This is a genomic window from Rhizobium oryzihabitans (assembly GCF_010669145.1).
Classification (GTDB): domain Bacteria; phylum Pseudomonadota; class Alphaproteobacteria; order Rhizobiales; family Rhizobiaceae; genus Agrobacterium; species Agrobacterium oryzihabitans.
Genome location: NZ_CP048632.1, coordinates 400,967 through 417,376, shown reverse-complemented (window position 1 = coordinate 417,376; position 16,410 = coordinate 400,967). Strand labels below are relative to the sequence as shown.

The following is a 16,410-nucleotide window of genomic DNA, read 5'->3' as shown; positions in this document are numbered from 1 at the left end:
TGGTAAACCGGACCTTTCTTTTTGTTCAGGCATGGCGAATGGCGTCAGAACTTGACCTTGACGCCCGTAGAGATCGCCGCCACCAGATCGTTGCCGAAGTCGTAGCCAGCCTCGTTGCCGCAGGTGAAGCCTGCACCACAGGGTCCGCCGTTGATGGAAGAGCTACCCGAGGTCAGGAGGCCGAGAGCACCGGCAATCTTGAACTCGATGTTCTTGTTCGGCGAGTAGACGATCTGCGTGCCAAGCGTCCAGGTGTCGGTCTGGGTGCCGATGACAGTCGATGTACCGCGATCCCAGGTCAGGCTCACAGCACCGCTCCACTGCTCATTGAACTTGTGACCGACGCCGCCGGAAATCGTCCAGCCATCGCGGTAAAACAGGTCGAGCGTGTTCAGCGTGTCCGCGCCGCTTGGAACGCACGGAGACGTGCCGACCGCGCAGAAAGGAATGACCTGAATCTGGCTCCAGTCAGTCCACTTCACCGAACCGAAAGCAAGCCAGTCCGGCGCTATGCCGGATTGCACCTTGAGTTCGATGCTGTCCGGCATCGAAACAGAGCCATAGATCGGCACGAGCTTGCCGCCGTATTTCGCGAGCGTCGGGTTTGTAGGCACGGCCGGAATACTTCTGAGATCCGCCGTGCCGCTCAGATCGTGATCGACAGCGCTGTTGTACACGAGGCTCGTACGGAATGCGATTTCCGGGATTTCATATGCGATGCCAGCTCGCCAGCCCCAACCATCGCCTTCCATCTCAAGTTTGCCGATTCCGGTATAAACGTTCGGATATGCAGGTCCTAGGAGCCCAGGCGGAACGACCTGACGGTACTTGTAGCCGCTGATCTCCTGATAAAAGCCACCGCCAATGATCGAGAAATCGCCTTTGCCGACATCAAACTTTACGCGGCAGGTGGTCGCATAGTTATGCGACTTGACTTTGGTTTCTATATTGTAGCTCGATCCCTGCCACGTGCCGGGCTTCAGATGCGCGCCCCACGGTTGAGAATAGTCAAACATGCAGTCGCCAAGATCACCGATCGCCGCCTTGGCACCAATGCGGGTCGACCAGAAGTTTTCTGAATCGTCTGCTGTTGTAGACCATGAGGAGGGCAACAAGCCGCCCTTAGGACTGTCCTTCGCATTCTCAACCTTGCGCTGCGGCGCGACGAAGGTGGCGGAACTATCCAGAACATAGTCGGACGGGTCGAACAGCAGGTCGATATTGTAACCACCGCGCTCGAGGCCACCCGCCAGTGAAGGCGTGACCGCCGCGATGCTGACTGCGAAACATACCGCGCCGCGAAAAATTGCAGTTTTTGCCATCTCTCTCCCCAATCAAGGCAATGTGATCGATGGTAGAGTGAAGTGCTAACGGGCAAATGACAATGTGCCGCAGCGCGGCGCGATCCTGCCCGCACGGCCATTTTTTTACGTAAGTTTTTTATGGATGCCCTCTTATATAATCATTTTAGGCTATTTTTCTAACCCGGTTGGAAAAACTGATACAAAACGAAACAAATTCCCAACCCGAACTGGAAATGTCGCCAAATAACCACAGTTGTGGGTTTCCCGACCAAACCCGCTTATCAGGCCGTTTTCATTGGTTTTTTCCGCTTTTTGCAGCGTTTTCCGCCCGGATCGGACTGAAATAATTGCGCTGTCAGGCTGGAGCGATTCGCCGGTGCGGCGCAGCAATGAAAAGAAATGAATCCTGACAAAACGCAAAAAACGCCCGCTCTCACGGGCGTCATGTAATCGATAAGTGTCGAAAATCTATCAGCCCTCATCCCAGCTTCAGAGCGAGGAGCCGTTGTCGATCGAGGCCGAGGCTCCTCGGGGGCAAGCCCGAGGATGACGTTGTATTTAACGGGAGGGCATCCGCGATGGTGCTGCCCTCCTCACGACCCATTTACAACATGCCGCTCGGGCAAACCTTATCCCGCTTCGCTGACACGTTGCAGGGCGGTTCTAAGGCTTGCCAGCTGAACTGCCAGCTCCGCCTTGCGCTCGCGCTCGGCAGCCACGACCTCCGGATCGGCATTGGCCACGAATTTTTCATTCGACAGCTTCTTGTCGATGCGCTCCATTTCCGCATCCACCTTGCCGATCGCCTTTTCGAGACGGGCCTTTTCAGCCCCAAGATCGACGAGGTTACCGAGCGGCAGGCACACCGTGGCTTCGCCGACGATGATCTGTGCGGAGCCCTTCGGCGCAACATCGGCGCCACGGATTTCATCCGCCCGCGCCAGACGCCGGATGGCGGCGGCATGGCGGTCGAGCCGTGCTTCGGTCGAGGTGTTGGCGCCGACGACCACCAGCGACGCGGTGGCGCCCGGTGGCACGTTCATCTCGGCCCGTGTCGAGCGGATGCCGGAGACCAGATCGATCAGCCAGTTGATTTCCGCAGCCGCAGCATCGTCGCGGAACTCCGGCACCGGCCAGTCGGTCAGGCAGAGAAGATCAGCCCGCTCCTCGCCTTCGCCGGCCGTATGCGCCCACAGCTCTTCCGTCATGAAGGGCATGAAGGGGTGCAGGAGCTTGTAGATCTCATCTAGAACATAGGCCGCGCAGGCCTGCGACTCCGACTTTGCCTTTTCGTCTTCGCCGCTGAAGACGGGCTTCAGCAGTTCCAGATACCAGTCGCAGAACTGGTTCCAGACGAAGCGGTAGAGAATGCCGGAGGCATCGTTGAAGCGGAAGTTTTCAAGGGCCGCCGTCACATCGCGCGCCGTATTGGCAAGTTCGGTCAGAATCCAGCGGTTGATGGTCAGCGAGGCGGTTTCTGCAAGGAAATGCGGATCGCGCTTCACGCCGTTCATCTCGGCAAAACGGGTCGCATTCCAGAGCTTGGTGCCGAAGTTGCGATAACCGGCAATACGCGCCGGATCGAGCTTCACGTCACGGCCCTGCGCCGCCATGATGGCAAGCGTGAAACGCAGCGCATCCGCGCCGTATTCATCGATCAGTTCCAGCGGGTCGATGACGTTGCCCTTGGACTTCGACATCTTCTGGCCGTTCTTGTCGCGAACCAGAGCGTGGATATAGACGGTGCTGAACGGCTCGACCGGATTGCCCGCATCGTCCTTCATGAAATGCAGGCCCATCTGCATCATGCGGACAACCCAGAATGGGATGATGTCAAAGCCGGTGACGAGGACATTGGTCGGATAGTAGCGCGCCAGTTCCGGCGTCTGCTCGGGCCAGCCAAGCGTCGAGAAGGGCCACAGCGCCGACGAGAACCAGGTATCGAGAACGTCTTCGTCACGCGTCAGGATTTCACCCGGCTTGAAGTTCTCAAGCTTCTCCTCGACCCAGGCCTTCCATGGGCCTTCGTGGGCGATATAGTGCTGGATGGCCGCCTGAAGCGCCTCTTCCTCGGTCTTTTCAACAAAGACCTGCCCGTCCGGGCCGTACCATGCCGGAATCTGGTGTCCCCACCACAATTGCCGCGAGATACACCAGGGCTGGATGTTCTCCATCCATTGGAAATAGGTGTTTTCCCAGTTCTTCGGTACGAAATTGGTGCGGCCTTCGCGAACAGAAGCAATAGCCGGCTGGGCCAGCGTCTTGTTATCCACCCACCACTGATCGGTCAGGCGCGGCTCAATCGGCACGCCGCCACGGTCGCCATGCGGCACGACGTGCTTGTGTGGCTCGATCTTGTCGAGCAGACCGGCTTCCTCGAAGATTTCGACGATGACCTTGCGGGCGAAGAAGCGATCCTGCCCTTCCAGGCGGTCCCATGCGCCATGCAGCGCGGCCGGGTGATTGAGGCCCTCGAGGAAATCCTCGTTCTCCTTGATGGAGATCGTGCCGTCGATATTCATGACGTTGATGGCGCGCAGGCCGCAACGCCTGCCGACTTCGAAATCGTTGAAGTCATGTGCGGGCGTGATCTTCACGGCGCCGGTGCCGGCGGTCGGATCGGCATAGTCGTCGGCAACGATCGGGATCTTGCGGCCGACGATCGGCAGGATGACGTGCTTGCCGACGATGCCCTTGTAGCGCTCGTCTTCCGGGTTAACGGCAACGCCGGTATCACCCAGCATGGTCTCGGGCCGGGTGGTGGCGACAACGATGTAGTCGCGCGTTTCGAACTCGGTGGGCTTGCCCTCCTCGTCAAACGCGATCGGATACTGATAGGTCACACCCTTTTCCAGCGGATAACGGAAGTGCCAGAGATTGCCCTTCACTTCCAGCTGTTCGACTTCCATGTCGGAAATCGCGGTCTGCAGCTTCGGATCCCAGTTGACGAGGCGCTTGTCCTTGTAGATCAGGTTCTGCTTGTACAGGGTGACGAAGACCTCGAGAACGGCCTCGGACAGCCCTTCATCCATGGTAAAGCGCTCGCGCGACCAGTCACAGGACGCACCAAGACGTTTCAGCTGGTTGAAGATCAAACCGCCGGATTCGGCCTTCCATTCCCAGACCTTCTCCACGAAAGCCTCACGGCCCATCTCGCGGCGGCCCGGAAGCTGCTGTTCCATCAGCTTGCGCTCGACGACCATCTGCGTGGCGATGCCCGCATGGTCCATGCCCGGCTGCCACAGCACATCCTTGCCGCGCATGCGCTCGAAGCGGACCAATATATCCTGCAGCGTGTTGTTGAGCGCGTGGCCCATATGCAGGGAGCCCGTCACATTCGGCGGCGGGATGACGATGGTGAAGGTTTCCGCACCCGGCTTGGCGTTGGCGCCGGCACGAAAAGCGTTCGCCTCGTCCCAGGCTTTCGCGATCTTCGGTTCGACGGTTGCAGAATCGTAGGTCTTTTCGAGCATTTCCTGACCTGAATTTTAGAGTTCTTGTGTGGATTTTTTAAATAAGGATGGACGGTCGAGAGTCAACAGAAACCGACCCCCGAGCGACCTATTGAGAGGCCCCGTCAACGACTATGACCCGATAACGCCTTCATCTTCAACAAAAAAGCCGCCCCGGAGCCGGAGCGGCCTCTGTTTCAATACCTTGCGCGCATTCCAGGATGCGGCCGGACAGGCCTTAGCGGCGCGAGCCGCGCGCCACGCGCTCGATTTCCTCACGCACGAGACGCTCCACCAGGGTCGGCAGATTGTCTTCCAGCCAGTCCTGCAGCATCGGGCGCAGCATGTCGGCAGCCATATCTTCGATCGAACGACGCTCGACGCCATCGAAAACTTCGGCAAGCTCGCTGAAGGAGCGGGCGATCTGTGCACCGGCGGCGGCGGAAATGAGGTTGAGCGAGAGGCCGCCCTCATCCTTCGGCTCGGCCAGATCGAATGTCGGCATCTCGACGGCGGGTTCCTGCACGGAAACCTCGAAACGTTCCTCGGCGGCAGGCGCTTCAATGGCGCCGCGCAGCGTCAGCTGATCGAAGCGGTTCTCAAAAGCTGCGCTTTCCACAGCGGCGGCGGCAGCGCGATCCTCGGCGGCGAAAGGTGCAGGCTGTTCATTGCTGCTCGCGGCAGCGGCCGCCAGCAGCGGACGCACATCCGTCGGGCGCTGTGGCGCGGCGCGTTCAACCTGTTGCACCGCCGAAGGCTGTGTTGCGATTGGGGAATGGGCGGTGGGAGCCGCCTGCAAGGGCTCACGCTGAGCCTGCGCGGCAAATGCCTGCGGCCCCATGGCCGCGTTGCGGTCGGCGGCGGCACGAACACGCGCAGCTACATCGGCCAGCGACATGCTCCTGTCGGAGCCTTCCTGCTGTTCAGACATCGGCCTTTCGGAGGTCGGCCTTTCCGAGGCCGGCGAAAAATCCTGCACCGGCCTTGCGCCGTATGCCTGGTTTGCGGCGGGGGGAACACGGGCCGGCGGGCTGACGGGCTCCGTCACGAAGGCCGCCTCGCTCGCGGCTTCGTCTTCATCGTCATAGACGGGCGGTAACTGTCCGGAAAATGCACCGGCAGGCCCGGTCTCGTTGCTCTCGATGATCCGGCGTATGGACGCCAGAATTTCTTCCATGGACGGTTCACGCGCTACGCTTGGCTGAGCCATATCAATCCCCGGTTTCCACTCTCGAGCGCCCGGCCGCACCACCTCGGATGCCGGAAAGGGCGCTTTGCACCTGTTCAATTCCTACATCGCGTTTGCGACAATCGCACCCGATCGCCGCCCCGATGCTCTGAAACATGTCAGGTCAAAACCGCCAAGCGTCTTTGCCATCCCTGTCGCAGGCTCATGCGGGGCAGAAATACGCACACCCCGAATCACCCTTAGTTTAGGGCAGCATAGTCAGGAACTAAATCACTGATTCGACAACTTTCGCGGTGATGCACAGCTTTGTGAGAGCAGCCTTTTTTTCGGCAAGGCCGAGGATTATGTCTGAGCAAACGACGGCCCTGCCCGCAAAAACAAACGCCGGGGTGAAAACTCCACCCCGGCGTCAAAACAGGATAATCGTTTCCGTGGATCAGAAAACGAATTCGGCCGCCTTGGCGAAGCCCGGCAGGGGCTTGATCGAGGCATTGAAGGAGGTCACGGCCGATGTGCTGTTGCCGTCGCGGCGATAGACGGTGGCCTTGGCAGCATTGCCATATCCGACAACCACGACCAGACGTCCGCCGTCCCGCAGCTGATCGGTCAGCGCCGCCGGCACTTCCTCGACAGAACCGTTGACGAAAACCAGGTCATAGGGCGCTTCGCCCGCATAACCCTTTTCAAGATCGCCGGTGACGACGGCAACATTGTCATATCCAAGCGACGCCAGGGTCTCAGTCGCCTCAGCCGCCAGCGTCTCGTCGCATTCGAGCGACACAACCGAACCGGCGAGCTGGGACAGAATGGCGGCCGTATAACCGGCGCCGCCGCCGACTTCCAGAACCACGTCCTCCTTGGACACGGCAGCAAGCTGCAGAAGCTTTGCCAGCGGCGAAGCCTTCATGACGTAACGGGCCGGGCGGCCATCCCGGGCGGGACAGATCTGCAGATCCTCGTCCACATAGGCAATCTGCCGCACGCCCGCCGGCACGAAAGCCTCGCGCGGCACGCTCAAAAACGCCTTCAGCACCGAATGCGACGTCACATCGGTCGTGCGCAACTGGCTATCGACCATATTGGCGCGTGCGGTTTCGAAATCCATCATATCGTTATCGCCTCAATTTCGCGGATGCCGGTCGGGAAGCCTCGGCTCCAAAAGCTCAAAACGGCACGGGTCTCCCCTCGCCTTTAAACAATCTCATAATTGCCCAAGCCTGCGCTTTCAAGCGTGGTGAACCGGAAGTGCGGGAAAAAGCGAAATGGCGGGGATTTTTAGAACAATAGGAACGTGAATGACCGCAACAGGGTGCGACGTCGTCAGGACGACAGGTTCTGTTGATGAGATTTTGGAGGCTTCGCCCGAAATTCCAAACGTCGGCTCTTATACTGGCTGACGACTCTCACGCGTCAGCTGTGTGTCCTGCGGACATTTACGGTCTCGTTTCTTTGTCCTTCTTCGCCTGATCGTGATGCCACTTGATGGCGAAGAACATGCCCGTCCCCAAGACGAGAACCTTGAGCGGAAAGACGACTATAGGGAATAAATCTACCCAATCCCAATCCATCATTTCGAATATTTCCAAGCTGTTACGTGACACTATCGATCGTGAAGAGCGCTATCTCAAAATAGGGGCGTCAACAACTTCAATCCATGTCCCCACGCAGGGTCTTTTTGACGCAGCCAACGGGTTCGCTTCGTCGGGGGGCTTGCGTCATGCAGCAGCGATCTCCCGTTTGGCACTCATCATCGAGAATGCACACGAGGGACGCCGAACGTGGAGCCGGATCGCAGGTGTTACCCCGCCGATGACGCGATGATGGGATAAAATGGGTATGGAGAGCCCCGGCCAAAGGACGGCGACGGTTCACATTGCCACACCTGGATAATAAGGAAGGTATTTCAGATATTTGCTCCCGGTGAAGGAGCTGATTGGAGGCCTCGCCCGGAATTGAACCGGGGTACAAGGATTTGCAGGCTTTCACCCGCCATTGATTTCACAATGAGTTTTCGTCGTGTGTCGCAGTCATGTTGCAGTCAGTCGAGCAGAACGTTCGCGGCTTGTGCTAGTTCTGTCCCATCGTCCAGCCGTGGGAACAGGTGCCCATAGGTGTCCATCGTCATCACGATTGAGGAATGCCCCATGCGCTCTTGCACCATTTTGACCGGCAGACCTAGGCCGCCGTCTTCCTTCCGGTTGATGAGCCATGAGGCGTAGAAGTGGCGCAGCGCGTGAAGGCCGGTGTATTTCGCCTCGACGTCATCCCCCTCGCCTACGGTCACGCCAGCTCGAATCATCGCCGGCTTGAGGCCCTTGTTGACAATGTTCGCGTGTGAACGCGGTTCTCCGTCCGGATTGGCGAAGACGAGTTCGAAGCCAGGCGGTTGCCGTAGCTTATGCTCTTTCAGCGCTGCGATGACGACAGGAGGAACCGGGATCGTTCTGACGCCGGCCTCTGACTTCGTCGGGCCGATTTCCTTGAACTGGTCAGCGCGCTGATTGACGTGGATCTCGGCCTTCTTAAAATTCACGTCACGCCAGCGAAGCCCCCGGATTTCCGACGATCGCATGCCAGTGAAGACGGCCGTAACAAGCAATGGCCTCCAGTTGCCATCCAGAGCCGCCACAAGCGCCTTTATCTCGTTTCTGGTGGGTATATCCACCCCGACGACGAGCTTGCCCTTCTGGCGCTTCTCCTGGCGCCGATCTCGACCCTTGCGGCTGGACCGGATATCCCGCACTGGATTGCGCGTTGCCAGTCCTCGCTCATTGGCATCAGACAGGATCGAGCCAAGTGAGGTGAGAACCTTTTTCACCATAGCTGGCGATCGGCCGTTCTGGCGCATAGTGTCTTCAAAGTCCCTCACCGCCGGCACAGTAAGCCGTGACAACAGCGTCTGTCCGATCAAGGGATTGATGTGGTGTTTCAGGTGGCTTTTGCGCTGATCCATAGATGACCGCTCAAGACCCGCGCTTTCGCCCGAGGCGATCCAGAGGGCGCCGGCCTTCTCGACGGTCACACTTGCACTGTCAGCGACGTGGACGCCTTCCCTGACCTCAACAGAGGCCGTAGCGGCGAACCTTTCCGCTTCCTTCTTCAGTTTGAAGGTTTTCAGCCGGCGCTTACCTGCGGTGTCGAAGTAATCAACCACCCAGGCGCTCTTTGCCTCGCCTTTCGGCGTTACCCATTCACGCTTGCGAACTGACATCAGTCATCCTTTGCAAACATGCCAGCAGCCTCAACCGAAACGCCAGCCCTGATCAGAAGGTCCCGAATCTCTTGCCTCAGTTTTGGCCGCTCCTCTTCAGGCGCGTACTCTACGATACTCTCGAACTGGTGCACCAAATTCGATTGGGAGAGTTTGTGATTGTACAGGGCCTCGCCGACAAGAAATTCGATGTCTGCTTTGATCTTTGCTTCTAGCTCGGAGAGTATGCCCATAGGAAGGTCTATCGCCTCATCGTGCAATTCTGGCGATATGGATATCCATGGCCACTGAAGTGATGCGCCTAATCGTTCTACGATTTCAGCGTTCATTGACCTCCCGTTTGCAGCAGCAATTTCCTTCAAGGTGTCTCGCATACCATCTGGAAGGCGTATCATGACCTGCTCAGAGCCTCGACCAGCTTTCGCCATTTCATCTCATTCCCGTTAATTTCATATAGCACTGTGCTAAATGGCGCTTGACGTCAATACTAACACGGTGCTAGACATTCTTACGGTTAGCACGGTGCTAATACGTTTGGTTAACGAGGAATACGGATGCAAGTCAACACCGACAAAACAGATGCGCTCGATCTCATTTGGGGCGCTGAAGAAATCGGGAAGGTTATCGGTCGCTCGACCCGGGTCACTTTCGACATGCTCGACAAGGGGCAGCTTCCCGCAAAAAAGGTCCATGGCCGGTGGGTAATCGCCCGTCAGAAGCTCATCGACTTCTTCATGGAGGCAGCATGACCTCCCAGAACGCAAAAGGCCCGGCAGAGGCGGCAACCTCTCCGAGCCATGGTTCCTCAATCCCCCAGAAGGATATCGAAATGAACGTGGAAACATTTACCACGGCTCCGGCCGAAAAGAAAGCGACAGATAAGGAAGTTGCGTGGGCGATGCGCAGTCTTGAAAGCGCCGTCCGCGAGTTGATGCACATGGCCGAGATTGCTGCCGAGTCCTTTGACACGACATTCGGCCCGAGCTCTCGCATTGCATCTTCCGGCGACAACGACGTGACCTACCGGATCACGAAGCACGAAGATGATCAGATGTCCTTCCTGATCAACGACGTCGCTGTTCGCTGCTCAAGGCTGAACAAAGCCTTTCATGCGGCATGGAACGGGGAGGAATTGGCATGAGCGCCACCGACGCGAAGCACAAGCTGCTCGAAATTGCAGACATGATCATTACCGCCAAGAACCTTAACCGCGCGCTCTTCATGGCCTGCAGTGATGTGAAAGATACGTTCGCGGTCAACGCGCTTCAGGCCCTGTCTGAAGAGATCGATGACCGAATTAAAGTCATCAGGGACTGTGTGGAAGAGCTTGGGGAGGCTTTCGCATGAGACAGTCCCCTCTGGAAATCACCCGCGCCCGCCTCGAAGCGAAAATCGAGGAACTGGTCGCCCTCCTCGACCTCGTCGATGGCGACGAGAACCTTGAGCCCTATCTGGCAGATACCTATCCCGAAATGGAGGATCGGGAATATGACGACGAGCGCGAGCCGAACGGTGACGAGCATGATTTCAACGGTGACGAAGGTGACTACAGCGTCGGTCGTATCTATGGAGGGTGCGGGCTATGAGCGACAACCTTTCCCGCGAGCAACTCACAGCGCTCTGCATGGCAAAGCTGGAGGAGATCGGTAAGACATCTGGCCGCTTACTCTTCCAGAAAGCGGTCATGTTTGATCTGCCTCTTCATGCCCTCGAAGAGGAGATCGAAGCCGCCGTGAAGGATGTTCAGGACCACCTGACAGACGGCGGCACCTGCGACAACGACATCCAGATCGCCTGCAACACGTTCAAGCTTGCGCTCCTTCGAGAAGGCCGTCGCCTTGTCTCCCTGATACCTGACGAAGGAGGTAGCGTTCAATGAGCCTGAACCCCGAAGCCCGCCTCAAGAAGCTCGCCCGCGAAAGCGGCTACGACTTCCACAAGTCCCGCAAGGCCGAGGGCATGGATAATTTCGGCGGCTACATGCTGACCGAGATTGCTCCCGATACCGTTGTTGCCGGCGCTCGTTACGAACTCTCGCTGCAAGACGTGGCGAGGGAATTGCAACGCCTTCATGTGCTGGGGAGGAAGTGATGACCACACCCATCGAGAAAGCCGCCATGTGGCTGTCAGAGCAACCGCACGACCTGCCGAACAAGCTGGCCCTGCTTCAGAACATTTTCAGCCTGACGGCGGCGCAAGCCGCCCAGGCACTCACCTTGGCGAACCAGTATCGCCAGAACCGGAGGGCGTTCGGTTGAGCGAGTACATCACCGAGCATGGCGAGATCATTGAAGACACGCGGTCGCCATATCAGGTCGCGTGTAGCCAGCTTGTGGCATTCAAACTCAAGACCATTGAAACCGTCGCGGCAGATCCGAAGCTGCACGGAGCGCCATGCGTCCAAGCAATCGTCGTTTATCTGTCCTTTCTCAAGGTCGATAAAGTAAGCTTGAAGCCGACCTCTGTTTACGCTTCGTCACTGACCCTGATGGCGCGGGGTGGTATAAAGTCAGACAGGACCGCCCGCAATGCGCGGGCGCTTCTGGTCGATAACCATTACCTCGTCACCACCGGAACAACCACCAAAGACGGCTGCGTTCGGTACCATGTGGAAAACCCACGTGCCGAGGTCGTTAAAATGCACACTCGGGAAGCCGCCGAGTATCTGAGCGAGAAGGATGCAGAGCGAAAGAAGGAAGAGCGGAGGCGTAAAAACATGAAATCCGCTCATGTCCCGGTAGAATCTACCACCCCTGAAAATGGATGTCCCGGTAGTAACTACCAGGATGTCCCGGTAGAATCTACCGACAAATACCATAGAGGATACCTTGGAGATTCTCTCTATGAAGTGGAAGAACCTCTTAAGGGGTATTCTCCTGATCAAATAGGCGATGAAGAAACGTTGCCGTTGCCCATCCCAGAGAGCGACGCAGAGGCGGAAGCCATGATGGATCAAATCTGCGCAGGTCGGCCAGGAGCCACCATTCTCCGAGCACGACTGATGAGTATGCTTAAGATGGGTGTTCTCACTCTGAGACTGGCAAACAATATGCTTGGACCGAAGCAGGAGGCAGCAGCGTGACGCAACTCGATTTGTTCACATGGGCTGATAACAAGCCTTCCAACGTTATCGACAGCCGCTGGCGCTTTGAGCGGAAAGTTGAGGCGCTTGTCCGCAGTATGCTCGATGGCCGGATGCCGCCGCAGATCAACGGTCAGGTTATAACTCATGCATTCCGCCGCGAAAGGAACGTGGCATGAGCGACATCGCACAGTTTCCAGACAAGGAATGCATGTTTATCGGTCGTGATGTTGACGAGACGACCGGCAAGGAAATCCACATACTGGAGCACTTCAAGGACGGAAAACGTTATCGCGTTGGTGAGTACGCCACGATCATGGACATTATCACGGCCATGGATGAAATCTGCGGGATTGACCGACCAGGAGGCGCGTCGTGATGGTTTGGAAACACCATGGAAATCGCAAGCCTTTGGTATCATTGCATCAGGTGGCAATGACGGCGAAATTATCTCCGAATTTTCGGCGCGAAATTCTCGTGAAAAATCAACGGATGTCGGCAACGGACGTTCAACGGACGTTCAACGGAGCGTGCGCATGAACCAACCGAAGCTGACAGCATCACGGCTCGACGCCATTCTCGCCGGCAAGCCGAACGATACCGGCAACCCGTTCCGGATCATCTGGACCGCCGAAGCCATTGCAGCCCGGATCGGTGTCTCAGCGGATTTTGTCCGTGATACTCTGGCCAAGGTCGAAGGCAGCCCCGTGAAGCAGATTGGGGGGCGATATTGCGCGCACGAAGGGGACTTGCTGGCCTTCTTTCGAGCGTAACATAAACAAACCCAGACTAACCCATTCTCTCCGATACACATTTCCGCTGTGATGGCGGAAATTCCAGCCCATGAGCTGGAACCCTTTCAAACGCACCGAAAAGATCGAGACGCGAGACGAGAACCTCAAGGATGAGGACGGCGTTCTCGCTGCCCTGTGGTCGGGCATGGCTTCCGGCACGGTGGCAATCTCTGGCGCTCAAGCTCTGCGCGTCCCTGCCGTGGCCAATGCGGTCAGGGTCATATCGGAAGCCGCCGCCACCCTCGATATCAGGATCATGGAACGCCGCGAGGACGGCACCGAGGAAGAGGATCGCAATCACCCGATCGGTGCGCTGCTCCGCGGTGATGTCAATCCGTGGTCCGCCGGCTTCGACCTTATCCGCGATCTGGCGGCCGACGCCCTCACCCGTGACTGGGGCGGCCTTGCCTACGTGAACCGCGTGCGCGGCGAGATCCGCGAAATCATCCGATACCAGCCGCAGGGCATCAGCGTTACCTTCGATCCGTGGACCGGCGAACCGACCTACCGCATCAACGGCCAGATCGTGAAGTCTGAAAACGTGGTGCACGTCCGTGGCCCGTTCGACAAATCGCCCCTCACTCTCGCGGCCGAAGCGATCGGCGCGGCCAAGGTGATGGAAACCCACGCCTCCAACTTCTTCAAGAATGGCGCCACGCCTGGCGTCGTGATCCTGAACAAGAAGTCGCTCGGTGATGAAGGCGCGAAGAAGATGATCGCCGGCTGGCGCAAAGCCTTCCGCCAGCCGGCAGACAGCGGCAAGGCTGCGGTCCTCTGGGATGACGCCGATATCAAGCAGCTGATGCTCAACTCGGTGGACAGCCAGTTCCTTGAACTGCGCAAGTTCCAGATCATCGAGATTGCCCGCGCCTTCCGCGTCCCGCCTTCCATGCTGTTCGAACTCGACCGCGCCACCTGGAGCAATTCCGAGCAGATGGGCCGGGAGTTCCTGACCTATACGCTGGAGCCTTGGCTGCGCGCTCTCGAAACCGCCCTTGGCCGCGCGCTGCTCTCCCGCGATGAACGCAAGCGCTACCGCATCAGCTTCGACCGTGACGACCTGACCCGTGCTGACCTGACATCGCGCGCCACAGCGATTTCCACGCTCATCAGCGCCAAGGTGCTCAACCCGAACGAAGCCCGTGGGTGGCTCGATCTGGGACCATACGAGGGTGGCAACGAGTACGGCAATCCGCACATCAATCCGAACGACCAGAAGGCAAATTTGCCCGCTGATCAAAAGGACGGTGCCGACCCTTTGAAAACCGACAAGGAGCCTAAGCCCAATGACGCTTGATGAGATCAACTCCAACCTTGTCGACCAGGACAAAGGCCGCTGGCTGGAAGTCGTGGACCCGTGGGATGGCAAGCCGACGGGCCTTCGCCTTCTCATTGCCGGTCCTGACAGCGAGACGCAGAACAAGGCCCGCATCGCCATGATGGACGAGCTGGCCGCCGCCGCTGACGTGGATGGCAAGGCGTCATTCGAAGCCCGCGAGAAGGCGCGCATTAACTGCCTTGCCCGGTGCGTCATCAACTGGGACATCGCCGCCGACTTCGGCCTTAACGCCAAGTTTGGCCATGCCGCTGTCGTCAAGGTTCTGCAGGTCGCATGGATACAGCAGCAGGCCGACGCCTTCGCCGCTGATCGTGCCAACTTCCGAAGCGAGGCGGCCTGATGGATCACCTCGACCTTTCCCTCAGATTTGAGGCGCCCAGCGATACCGGCGAGTTCTCCGGCTATGCCGTCATCTGGGACCAGCGCAACGCCCATAACGAGGTCGTCAAGCGCGGTGCCTTCCTGACTTCGCTGGAATTGCACCGGCAGGCCGGCACGCGGCCAGTTATGCTCTGGTCGCACGATCCGACTGACATCATCGGCGTATGGACTGAAATCCGTGAAGACGAGAAGGGCCTTTTCGTTCGCGGGAAAATCGTCACCAGCACGACGCGAGGCCGGGAGGCTTACGAGCTTCTGAAGGCTGACGCATTGAATGGTCTCTCGATCGGCTTCCGCCTGAACAAGGGCGGTGAGACGCGTCAGGCAGGCACCCGCATCCTCACCGGCATCGACGTGCGCGAAATCTCCCTCGTGGGCATGCCATCGGCACCGAATGCCCGGATCACCTCAATCCGCAGTTCTGGCCGCTCTACCGAGAGCGCAGCGGCCTTCATCAATGCATGCCGGAAGGCGAAATGCGCTCTCGTCAGCAAAGGGAAATGACCAATGAAGCACTTCACCCTCGAAACCCGAGCCGAACCGGACGATGACCCGCTGGTAGCAGCCACGCAGGCCGTCGAAGAGCTGCGCACCGGCTTTGCCGAATATCGCACCGGCTCCGAAGCCGAGATCACCGAACTGCGCACGCAGCTTGCCGACCTCGAAACCCGAATGAACCGGCCCGGCGGCGCTGGCACACCCGGCGAAGACGAAATCTCGTTGGAGCGCCGCGCGTTCTCCAACTTCCTGCGCCTGGGCGATAACCGCATGGACCCGGAAGAAACCCGCGCCTTGATCGTAGGCGACGATACGAAGGGCGGCTATCTGGCTCCTGCCGAGTTCCAGACCGAAGTCATCCGCGGCATCGTGGAAATCTCTCCGATCCGGCAGGCTGTCCGCGTCGGTTCCACGTCTGCCGGTTCCGTCATCCTCCCGAAGCTCACCGGCCGCCCGACCGCCTCGTGGGTAGGTGAAGACGAGGAACGCGACGAAACGACCATGACCTATGGTCAGATCGAAATCCCGGTCCATGAACTGGCCTGTTACATCGACGTGTCGCTTCGCCTGCTCGAAGACTCGGCCATCAACGTCGAATCCGAAATCGCCTCCGAGCTGTCGCAGGAGTTCGCCCTCAAGGAGAACGCGGCATTCTCGAATGGCAACGGCGCCAAAAAGCCGCTCGGCATCCAGCAGGTTACGGGCATCGCGGAAGTCATTAACGGCCACGCCACCAATATCAGCGCCGACCAGCTTATCGGCCTGATGTACTCGCTGCCGGCTGCATACCGGAACAACGGCTCCTGGCTGATGAACGGCACCACGCTCGGCAAGGTCCGCACCATCAAGGACGGTCAGGGCAATTACCTCTGGCAGCCATCCTATCAGGCGGGCCAGCCGTCCACGCTGCTCGGTCGCCCGGTGATCGAAGACCCGACCATGCCGGATATCGCAAACGGCACGTTCCCGATCTTCTACGGCGATTTCAGCAAGGCATACCGCGTCTATGACCGCGTTGGCATGTCGGTGCTGCGCGACCCGTACACGCAGGCGACGAAGGGCATGGTTCGCTTCCACGCCCGCCGCCGCGTCGGTGGTGGCCCGACCCTCACCGAAGCACTCCGCAAACTCAAGATGGCGACCGCCTAAGGAGGAATGAC

The 16,410-nt window shown here is 58.5% G+C and carries 21 protein-coding genes; 15 read left to right on the top strand and 6 right to left on the bottom strand.

The features are described 5' to 3' along the window. Positions 1–44: 44 nt before the first annotated feature. From G3A56_RS02565 to G3A56_RS02540, 6 genes are all read right to left on the bottom strand, one after another. Positions 45–1,322 carry an outer membrane protein transport protein gene (locus G3A56_RS02565; RefSeq protein ID WP_082184360.1) on the bottom strand — a complete coding sequence of 426 codons (1,278 nt, stop codon included), beginning with the start codon at positions 1,320–1,322 and terminating at the stop codon, positions 45–47. 611 nt (positions 1,323–1,933) lie between these two features. Further along, positions 1,934–4,777: a valine--tRNA ligase gene (locus G3A56_RS02560; protein ID WP_082184361.1), complete on the bottom strand. Its 2,844-nt coding sequence runs from the start codon at positions 4,775–4,777 to the stop codon at positions 1,934–1,936. Between the two features lie 217 nt (positions 4,778–4,994). Continuing rightward, positions 4,995–5,966: a cell division protein PopZ gene (gene popZ, locus G3A56_RS02555; protein WP_082184362.1), complete on the bottom strand. Its 972-nt coding sequence runs from the start codon at positions 5,964–5,966 to the stop codon at positions 4,995–4,997. Positions 5,967–6,381: 415 nt separating this feature from the next. Further along, complete coding sequence (locus tag G3A56_RS02550; RefSeq protein ID WP_082184363.1) at positions 6,382–7,053, bottom strand: protein-L-isoaspartate O-methyltransferase family protein; 672 nt, start codon at positions 7,051–7,053, stop codon at positions 6,382–6,384. Positions 7,054–7,983: 930 nt separating this feature from the next. Beyond that, positions 7,984–9,156 (bottom strand): tyrosine-type recombinase/integrase, encoded by a 1,173-nt coding sequence (locus G3A56_RS02545; protein ID WP_164056158.1) that lies wholly within the window; start codon positions 9,154–9,156, stop codon positions 7,984–7,986. Beyond that, on the bottom strand, positions 9,156–9,584 hold the full coding sequence (locus tag G3A56_RS02540) for an Arc family DNA-binding protein (RefSeq protein WP_164056157.1): 429 nt from the start codon (positions 9,582–9,584) through the stop codon (positions 9,156–9,158). The genes G3A56_RS02545 and G3A56_RS02540 overlap by 1 nt, the downstream gene beginning before the upstream one ends. A gap of 126 nt (positions 9,585–9,710) precedes the next feature. On the opposite strand from G3A56_RS02540, the gene G3A56_RS02535 reads away from it, so the two are divergent. The 15 genes from G3A56_RS02535 (at position 9,711) to G3A56_RS02465 (ending at position 16,399) form a co-directional block, all read left to right on the top strand. Beyond that, positions 9,711–9,905 (top strand): DNA-binding protein, encoded by a 195-nt coding sequence (locus G3A56_RS02535; RefSeq protein WP_164056156.1) that lies wholly within the window; start codon positions 9,711–9,713, stop codon positions 9,903–9,905. Beyond that, positions 9,902–10,297: a hypothetical protein gene (locus tag G3A56_RS02530; RefSeq protein ID WP_164056155.1), complete on the top strand. Its 396-nt coding sequence runs from the start codon at positions 9,902–9,904 to the stop codon at positions 10,295–10,297. Before G3A56_RS02535 ends, G3A56_RS02530 begins: the two co-directional genes overlap by 4 nt. Beyond that, on the top strand, positions 10,294–10,503 hold the full coding sequence (locus G3A56_RS02525; protein ID WP_164056154.1) for a hypothetical protein: 210 nt from the start codon (positions 10,294–10,296) through the stop codon (positions 10,501–10,503). Before G3A56_RS02530 ends, G3A56_RS02525 begins: the two co-directional genes overlap by 4 nt. Then, on the top strand, positions 10,500–10,742 hold the full coding sequence (locus G3A56_RS02520) for a hypothetical protein (RefSeq protein ID WP_164056153.1): 243 nt from the start codon (positions 10,500–10,502) through the stop codon (positions 10,740–10,742). Before G3A56_RS02525 ends, G3A56_RS02520 begins: the two co-directional genes overlap by 4 nt. Then, positions 10,739–11,035 (top strand): hypothetical protein, encoded by a 297-nt coding sequence (locus G3A56_RS02515; RefSeq protein ID WP_164056152.1) that lies wholly within the window; start codon positions 10,739–10,741, stop codon positions 11,033–11,035. Before G3A56_RS02520 ends, G3A56_RS02515 begins: the two co-directional genes overlap by 4 nt. Further along, positions 11,032–11,247, top strand: a complete 216-nt coding sequence (locus tag G3A56_RS02510; protein ID WP_164056151.1) for a hypothetical protein — start codon at positions 11,032–11,034, stop codon at positions 11,245–11,247. The genes G3A56_RS02515 and G3A56_RS02510 overlap by 4 nt, the downstream gene beginning before the upstream one ends. Then, positions 11,247–11,414, top strand: a complete 168-nt coding sequence (locus tag G3A56_RS02505; RefSeq protein WP_162714056.1) for a hypothetical protein — start codon at positions 11,247–11,249, stop codon at positions 11,412–11,414. Before G3A56_RS02510 ends, G3A56_RS02505 begins: the two co-directional genes overlap by 1 nt. Further along, entirely contained in the window at positions 11,411–12,238 is an 828-nt protein-coding gene (locus tag G3A56_RS02500; protein WP_164056150.1) for a hypothetical protein, read from the top strand. The genes G3A56_RS02505 and G3A56_RS02500 overlap by 4 nt, the downstream gene beginning before the upstream one ends. Next, positions 12,235–12,417 (top strand): hypothetical protein, encoded by a 183-nt coding sequence (locus G3A56_RS02495; RefSeq protein WP_164056149.1) that lies wholly within the window; start codon positions 12,235–12,237, stop codon positions 12,415–12,417. The genes G3A56_RS02500 and G3A56_RS02495 overlap by 4 nt, the downstream gene beginning before the upstream one ends. Beyond that, positions 12,414–12,617 carry a hypothetical protein gene (locus G3A56_RS02490; protein WP_164056148.1) on the top strand — a complete coding sequence of 68 codons (204 nt, stop codon included), beginning with the start codon at positions 12,414–12,416 and terminating at the stop codon, positions 12,615–12,617. Before G3A56_RS02495 ends, G3A56_RS02490 begins: the two co-directional genes overlap by 4 nt. Further along, entirely contained in the window at positions 12,592–13,011 is a 420-nt protein-coding gene (locus tag G3A56_RS02485; protein WP_164056147.1) for a hypothetical protein, read from the top strand. Before G3A56_RS02490 ends, G3A56_RS02485 begins: the two co-directional genes overlap by 26 nt. Positions 13,012–13,081: 70 nt before the next feature. Further along, a complete protein-coding gene (locus G3A56_RS02480; RefSeq protein WP_164056146.1) occupies positions 13,082–14,329 on the top strand; it encodes a phage portal protein in 1,248 nt (415 codons plus the stop codon). After that, positions 14,319–14,711, top strand: coding sequence for a hypothetical protein (locus tag G3A56_RS02475; RefSeq protein WP_164056145.1), 393 nt, complete (start codon positions 14,319–14,321; stop codon positions 14,709–14,711). The genes G3A56_RS02480 and G3A56_RS02475 overlap by 11 nt, the downstream gene beginning before the upstream one ends. Continuing rightward, positions 14,711–15,256 carry an HK97 family phage prohead protease gene (locus G3A56_RS02470; RefSeq protein ID WP_164056144.1) on the top strand — a complete coding sequence of 182 codons (546 nt, stop codon included), beginning with the start codon at positions 14,711–14,713 and terminating at the stop codon, positions 15,254–15,256. The genes G3A56_RS02475 and G3A56_RS02470 overlap by 1 nt, the downstream gene beginning before the upstream one ends. A 3-nt stretch (positions 15,257–15,259) precedes the next feature. Next, entirely contained in the window at positions 15,260–16,399 is a 1,140-nt protein-coding gene (locus tag G3A56_RS02465) for a phage major capsid protein (protein ID WP_164056143.1), read from the top strand. Positions 16,400–16,410 lie beyond the last annotated feature (11 nt).